7 protein-coding genes are annotated in these 6,638 nt (G+C 64.6%); all 7 read right to left on the reverse strand.

Features of this window, described 5'->3' with window-relative positions; genetic code table 11:
- Positions 1–20 precede the first annotated feature (20 nt).
- Positions 21–587 carry a hypothetical protein gene (locus tag HMPREF1138_RS08375; protein ID WP_009058682.1) on the reverse strand — a complete coding sequence of 189 codons (567 nt, stop codon included), beginning with the start codon at positions 585–587 and terminating at the stop codon, positions 21–23.
- Positions 588–702: 115 nt separating this feature from the next.
- Positions 703–1,176, reverse strand: coding sequence for a hypothetical protein (locus HMPREF1138_RS08380; RefSeq protein WP_009058691.1), 474 nt, complete (start codon positions 1,174–1,176; stop codon positions 703–705).
- 112 nt (positions 1,177–1,288) lie between these two features.
- The gene (locus tag HMPREF1138_RS08385) at positions 1,289–2,185 is read right to left on the reverse strand and encodes a hypothetical protein (RefSeq protein ID WP_039937630.1); all 897 of its coding nucleotides are present in this window, start codon (positions 2,183–2,185) and stop codon (positions 1,289–1,291) included.
- 30 nt (positions 2,186–2,215) lie between these two features.
- A complete protein-coding gene (locus tag HMPREF1138_RS08390; protein WP_009058689.1) occupies positions 2,216–2,776 on the reverse strand; it encodes a hypothetical protein in 561 nt (186 codons plus the stop codon).
- Between the two features lie 234 nt (positions 2,777–3,010).
- A complete protein-coding gene (gene nrdE, locus HMPREF1138_RS08395; RefSeq protein ID WP_009058693.1) occupies positions 3,011–5,167 on the reverse strand; it encodes a class 1b ribonucleoside-diphosphate reductase subunit alpha in 2,157 nt (718 codons plus the stop codon).
- Positions 5,137–5,553 carry a class Ib ribonucleoside-diphosphate reductase assembly flavoprotein NrdI gene (gene nrdI / locus HMPREF1138_RS08400; protein WP_009058686.1) on the reverse strand — a complete coding sequence of 139 codons (417 nt, stop codon included), beginning with the start codon at positions 5,551–5,553 and terminating at the stop codon, positions 5,137–5,139. Before nrdI ends, nrdE begins: the two co-directional genes overlap by 31 nt.
- Positions 5,554–5,855: 302 nt before the next feature.
- Complete coding sequence (gene nrdH, locus HMPREF1138_RS08405) at positions 5,856–6,104, reverse strand: glutaredoxin-like protein NrdH (protein WP_009058684.1); 249 nt, start codon at positions 6,102–6,104, stop codon at positions 5,856–5,858.
- Between the last annotated feature and the right edge of the window lie 534 nt (positions 6,105–6,638).

A 6,638-nucleotide genomic window follows, 5' to 3' on the forward strand; every position in this document is an offset into this window, starting at 1 on the left:
CCCCACGAGGGTTGGATGCCTCAGTGCGAGTAGAGCCCAGCGATGAAAATCACGATGAACAAGAGCATGCCGAGGATCTGCACGATGGAGATGATCATGGCGATCAGGCGGCCCATGCGCGCCTTGTCGAGCACGTCCATGGGCGCATTGCTTGTTTGGGCGTTCGTGACCAGCATGTGGCCCCAGACCCACGCGGGGACCGACATGAGGAGTCCGAAGGTAAAGAAGCTGAGCGCGGCCAGGATGATGACGATCGTCGAGTTCGAACGGATCGACTCGTACTGGTAGGTGTTGGGGGGCGTGTAGGCGGGCTGGCCGTAGGTGGGGCCGTAGGCCGACTCGCCGTAGGGGGGCTGGCCGGCCTGGGCATAGCCGGCCTGGGCGTAGCCGTTCTGGGCGTATCCGGCCTGGGCGTAGCCGTACTGACCGGCGCTCTGGTCGTACCCGGCGGCGGACTGGCCGTATGCGCTCTGACCGTATGCTCCGCCAGTTCCGTAAGACTGCTGCTGCCCGTAGCCGGGCTGCTGCGCGAAGGGGGCCTGGTCGGCCGGCGCCTGCTGCGCGTAGGGGTTGACGGGATCACTCATGTGTTGCTCCAAAATGATAGGGCAGGGATTCGCGACTCATACTAGCGCACGAGTCGGACAAGAAAACAGGTCCGAGGCCCGGGAAACACCTGGGCCTCGCGACCGTGGCGGCGCGTCAGTGGCCGGCAGCACCCGCGACGATCAGGCCGAGGACGAGAAAGATCACGCCGATGACAAGACCTGCGACGATGAAGACGATGTGGATGATCGAGCAGATCTTGGCGGTCGACTGGGCGCTGCGCGCCTGGTCGACGACGTCGATGGGGGCGCCGAGCATCTGGGCTTCCTGCAGCATGTTGTTCGCCCATAACCACATGCCACCCGACAGCAGGAGTCCGCCGAACAGGAAGCTGAGGATCGCCAGGAGTCGCGCCGTCGAAGCGTTCGAGCGGATCTTCTCCACCGCGGGGTTCACGGCGTACATCGGCTGAGCGTATGCCTGCTGACCGTACTGCTGCTGGCCGAACGCTTGCTGGTTTGCGCCCGGCGTTGCCGAGGCCTCGGGGATCTCCGCACCCGGCGTCGCCGACGCGGCAGGGGCCTCGGTGTCGGGGGCCTGCTGCGTGAAGGGGTTGACGGGATCACTCATTGTTTCTCCAAAAGAAGGGGTCGCTCTTGCGCCTCCATGCTAGCGCACGGCTCACCACGAGCGAAGAAACGAGGCACGGATTACTCCGGGCATCGCCTCCGACGCGGTCGCGTCACATGTTTGCGCCGATGACGACGACCACGAGGATGGCGATCTGCAGGAAGAAGAAAAATGCCGCGGTACCCATCGCGATCCTTGCACGCAGGAGGACATCAGAAGGAGCGCCGAGTTGCTTCGCGGCGTCGTACACGTCGTGCGCCCTCGCGAACCCAATGAGCAGAGAGAGGAACGGGAACCCAAAGAAGCGGAGCGCGCTGTTGAGGATGGCAACGTTCGCCCTGCCCTTGAGGCGTACCCAATCGTCCGCTCGGGGGTCTTTTGCCAGTTGGGCGCTCGCCTGCTGCGAGGGCGCCGACTGCGGAGCCGCGTACTGCTGCGGCTGGGCGTACTGCGCACCGCCGTACTGCTGGCCAGACTGCGGCGGGGGGTACTGCTGGCCCGCGTACTGCTGGGGGTTGCCCTGCGGCTGCGCGTACTGCTGGGGGTTGCCCTGCGGGTACCCGCCCGCGCCCTGGCCTGAGGCGGGCGCCGACTGCGGAGCCGCGTACTGCTGCGGCTGGGCGTACTGCGCACCCGCGTACTGCTGCGAGGCAACCTGGGGCGCGCCACCTTGCCCGCTCTGGACGAACTGCTGCCCCTGTTGCTGCGGCTGCGCGTACTGCTGCGGCTGGGCGTGCTGCGCACCGCCGTACTGCTGGCCAGACTGCGGCGGGGGGTACTGCTGGCCCGCGTACTGCTGGGGGTTGCCCTGCGGCTGCGCGTACTGCTGAGGGCCGCCCTGCGGGTACCCGCCCGCGCCCTGGTAGCCCGAGGCGGGCGCCGACTGCGGGGCCACGTACTGTTGGCTTCCCTGCGGCTGGGCAGACTGAGCCGCCTGCCCCTGCTGCTGGTAAGCCGCCTGCCATTGGCCGCCGGAGACGTTCCCGGCAGGGTTGTATCCATGACTCATGACGAGATCCAATCAGTGTCAGGGGCGGGCCTAGTAGCCTGCACCAATCGCAAAGAGAGCAATGATGAACGGGATGATAAAGAAGATCACGACGAACACGACGAGACCGACGATCTCAATAACCGAGCAGATCATGGCCGCCGATCGGGCACCGCGGATATCCGCAATGACGTCTGCGGGGGCGCCCATGGACTGAGCCTCGCTGACGAGGCTCCCTCCCCAGAACCACGCGGGAATCGCCAGCAGCGGCCCCAGGGTCACGAAGCTGAAGAACGCCATGATGCGCACCATCGTCGCGTTCGAGCGGAGCCGCTCGACAGCGGGGTTGAGCATGTACACGCCCTGGCCGTATGTGGGTTGGCCGTACGAGGCCTGGGGACCGTAGGCGGGGCCCCCGCCGTAACCGGCTTGTCCGCCGCCGTAGGCGTTCTGCCCGGCACCATATCCGGGCTGCGTCCCGTAGGCGCCCTGCCCGGCGCCATATCCGGGCTGCGTCCCGTAGGCGCCCTGCCCGCCATAGGTCGGCTGGGCGCCGTAGACGATCTCGGTGCTCGGGCTGGTCCCGCCGTAGGGGTTCGTAGGATCACTCATCGCTTACTCCGGTCAGAATTGACGCATTGTTTCCCCGCAATCATACGAGCATGACGCCAAAATGCCGAACGGTTTCCGCGCCCAACTTTTCTGCCACCGCCTCAACGCGCCCCGGCCTCGTCCCGCGCGCCACCCCGGCCTCGCCTCAACGCGCCCCGGCCTCGTCCCGTGCGCACAAAACGGTGCGGGGGCCGGCTTCCCGACCCCCGCACCACCCGACAAACGGGTGCCACGTCACAGCATGCAGGACACGCAGCCCTCAACCGCCGTGCCCTCCAGGGCCATCTGACGCAGGCGCATGTAGTACAGGGTCTTAACGCCCTTCCTCCACGCGTAAATGTAGGACTTGTTCAGGTCACGCGTCGTCACCGTGTCCGGATAGAACAGCGTGAGCGACAAGCCCTGATCGACGTGCTGGGTCGCCACCGCGTAGGTGTCGATAATCTTCTCGGGGCCGATCTCGTAAGCGTCCTGGTAGTACTGAAGGTTCTCGTTCGTCATGTACGGCGCCGGGTAGTAGACGCGGCCGATCTTGCCTTCCTTGCGGATCTCGATGCGGGAGACGATCGGGTGGATCGACGACGTCGAGTTGTTGATGTACGAGATAGAGCCCGTCGGCGGGACCGCCTGCAGGTTCTGGTTGTACATGCCGTACTTCGCGACGTCGCCCGCCAGGGCCTCCCAGTCCGCCTGGGTCGGGACCTTGATCGACGAGGCGGCGAGCAGCTCGCGGCACTTGTCCGTGGTGGGTGCCCACTCCTCGTCAATGTACTTGCGGAAGAACTCGCCGGACGCGTACTTCGAGTCCTCGAAGCCCTCGAAGCGCTCGCCGCGCTCGCGCGCGATCGTGCACGAGGCCTTGATGGCCTCGAACAGGACCGTCATGAAGTACATGTTCGTGAAGTCCAGCGCTTCCTCGGACCCGTAGTGCACGTGCTCTCGCGCCAGGTACCCGTGCAGGTTCATCTGGCCCAGGCCGATCGCGTGGCTCATCGCGTTGCCGCGGGCAATCGACGGCACCGAACCGATGTCCGACAGATCCGATACGGCCGTCAGGCCGCGGATCGCCATCTCGATCGTCTTCGAGAAGTCCGGGGAATCCATGGTCTTCGCGATATTGAGCGAACCCAGGTTGCAGGAGATGTCCTTGCCGACGTGCGAGTACGACAGGTCGTCGTTGTAGGTCGAGGCCTCGGACACCTGCAGGATCTCCGAGCACAGGTTCGACATGGTGATACGGCCCTTGATCGGGTTCGCCTTGTTCACCGTGTCCTCGAAGACGATGTAGGGGTAGCCGGACTCGAACTGGATCTCCGCGATCGTCTGGAAGAAGCGACGCGCGTTGATCTTGCGCTTGTGGATGCGACCATCGTCCACCATCTCGTGGTACTTCTCCGTCACCGAGATCTCGGAGAAGGGCACGCCGTACACGCGCTCCACGTCGTAGGGGCTGAACAGGTACATGTCCTCGTTCTTGCGGGCCAGCTCGAACGTGATGTCCGGGATGACGACGCCCAGGGACAGCGTCTTGATACGGATCTTCTCGTCCGCGTTCTCGCGCTTAGTGTCCAGGAACTGCATGATGTCCGGGTGGTGCGCATGCAAGTACACGGCGCCCGCACCCTGACGCGCGCCCAGCTGGTTCGCGTAGGAGAAGGAGTCTTCGAGCAGCTTCATGACGGGCACGACGCCGCTGGACTGGTTCTGGATCTTCTTGATCGGGGCGCCCGACTCACGCAGGTTCGTCAGCTGCAGGGCGACGCCGCCGCCGCGCTTCGACAGCTGCAGCGCCGAGTTGATGCCGCGCGCAATCGACTCCATGTTGTCCTCGATGCGCAGCAGGAAGCAGGAGACCAGCTCGCCGCGCGCCGCCTTACCCGCGTTCAGGAAAGTCGGGGTGGCCGGCTGGAAGCGGCCGCTCATGATCTCATCGACGAAGGCGCGGGCCAGCTCAATGTCGCCGCGCGCCAGGTACAGGGACACCATGGCCACGCGATCCTCGAAGCGCTCCAAGTAGCGCTTACCATCGAAGGTCTTGAGCGTGTACGACGTGTAGTACTTGAACGCGCCCAGGAACGTCGGGAAGCGGAACTTGTGTGCGTAAGCCTGCTTGTACAGCTCCTTGATGTCCGCAAAGTCGTACTGATCCAGGACGTGCTTCTCGTAGTAGCCCTCGTCCACCAGGTACTTCAGCTTCTCCTCCAGGTCGTGGAAGAACACCGTGTTCTGGTTGACGTGCTGCAGGAAGTACTGGCGAGCGGCCTTACGGTCCGCGTCGAACTGGATGCGTCCGTCCGCGTCGTACAGGTTGAGCTGCGCGTTCAGCGCGTGGTAGTCCAGCTCCGGGGAGGGAGCGTCCTCTACGCCTGTGTCGGTGTAGTTTTCTGCCAAAACTGTTCCAGTCCTTCGCGAACTCTGGAGACATCCTCAGGCGTGCCGAGGAGCTCGAACTTATACATGTGGGGAACCCCCAGCTTGGCCGCGATGATGTCGCCCGCGATGCAGTAGGCCTTGCCGAAGTTAGTGTTTCCCGACGAGATCACGCCCCTGCACAGGGCCCGGTTGTCGGGGTCGTTGAGGAACTTGATGACCTGCTTAGGGACAGCGCCCTTAATATTTCCGCCGCCGTAGGTGGGCACAACGAGCACATACTCATCGGTCACGCGCAGGGGCTCATCCTTGGGACGCAACGGGATGCGCGCAGCCGGGACTCCCAGTTTTTCCACGAAACGGCGGGTGTTGCCCGTCGCCGACGAGAAGTAGACGACGATGCCCATAGTGTTCCTTCCGACTTGTCGGGACGGTGAGCTTCTAGTGTCTCACTCACGAGGCCCGGGCGGGCGCGCGTGGGAGGCGTGTCCCCGTGTGGGATGGTCGACGCCCCTCCAGGCCGGGTGAGCTCGCCGTTTCCCGGCGGGCGTGCTACCCGCAGCACATTGGCATTGGCCCCGGTCAGAGGCTTATCACTCCCACACTGCCGCGCGCACGAGTGCCCCGCGTGCGCGCGGGTTACCCCGGCCTCGTCCCCGCCCAGATACGCGAAAGCCCCGGCCTCGCGGCCGGGACTCGTCGGCGCGGCTCAGGCCTGCAGCGCCAGGGGGGCTGCGGCGGCGACGGCCTTGATGCGGTCGGGGCGGAAGCCGGACCAGTGGTCCTCACCCGCGACGACGACGGGGGCCTGCTGGTAGCCGAGGCCCTTGATGAAGGCGAGGGATTCCGCGTCCTGGGTGACATCGATCTTCTCGTAGGAGACGCCCTGCTTGTCGAGGGCGCGGTAGGTCGCGTCGCACTGGGGGCAGCGGGGCTTAGAGTAGACGGTGATCGACATGTTCGTGTCTCCTTGCGGCTCGAGGCCGGACGTTTTCTTACCTTGCGGGCTTTCTTGCGGCTCGTTCGCCGCGAACACGACAACACTACACCTTGGGGGCACCTGCGCAAGCGACCCCTAGATGTTGTGTGCGCCGCCCTTGTGGAGGGCAGGGGTGGACACCCTGTGGACGGAGCGAGCGGTCAGGATCACCCTCCTCTCTCACAGGTTTGTCGAGGCCGACGAGGGGACATGCGCGAATGCGCGCAAACACGTGGGTTTATCGCTAACCCTACAACCTGTTCATCATGTCCACGAGGGCCCTAACACCCCTGTGAACACTGTGGACAGCGTCGTCACCACCCTGTGCATAACCATTGTTCAACCAGGTGAATTGTATTGCGCATCACAGTTTAGTGGAGGGGTTTGGGCGTGTCGCACCCCCGCATCTAGGGGTCGTTGGCAGATAAGCGCCCCTAGATGTAGGGGTTGGGAGCCATTTCGGACGAATGCCTGAAATGCCGCGGAAAGCTGCGCGGGACGGGCTGCCTCGGG

It is taken from the genome of Actinomyces sp. ICM58 (assembly GCF_000283035.1).
In the GTDB taxonomy this organism is placed as follows: Bacteria; Actinomycetota; Actinomycetes; order Actinomycetales; family Actinomycetaceae; genus Pauljensenia.

Bases quoted from the DNA above. Each gene is read 5' to 3' on its own strand.
- HMPREF1138_RS08375 (WP_009058682.1), bottom strand. From the start codon at position 587: ATGAGTGATCCCGTCAACCCCTACGCGCAGCAGGCGCCGGCCGACCAG.
- HMPREF1138_RS08380 (WP_009058691.1), bottom strand. From the start codon at position 1,176: ATGAGTGATCCCGTCAACCCCTTCACGCAGCAGGCCCCCGACACCGAG.
- HMPREF1138_RS08385 (WP_039937630.1), bottom strand. From the start codon at position 2,185: ATGAGTCATGGATACAACCCTGCCGGGAACGTCTCCGGCGGCCAATGG.
- HMPREF1138_RS08390 (WP_009058689.1), bottom strand. From the start codon at position 2,776: ATGAGTGATCCTACGAACCCCTACGGCGGGACCAGCCCGAGCACCGAG.
- nrdI (WP_009058686.1), bottom strand. From the start codon at position 5,553: ATGGGCATCGTCGTCTACTTCTCGTCGGCGACGGGCAACACCCGCCGT.
- nrdH (WP_009058684.1), bottom strand. From the start codon at position 6,104: ATGTCGATCACCGTCTACTCTAAGCCCCGCTGCCCCCAGTGCGACGCG.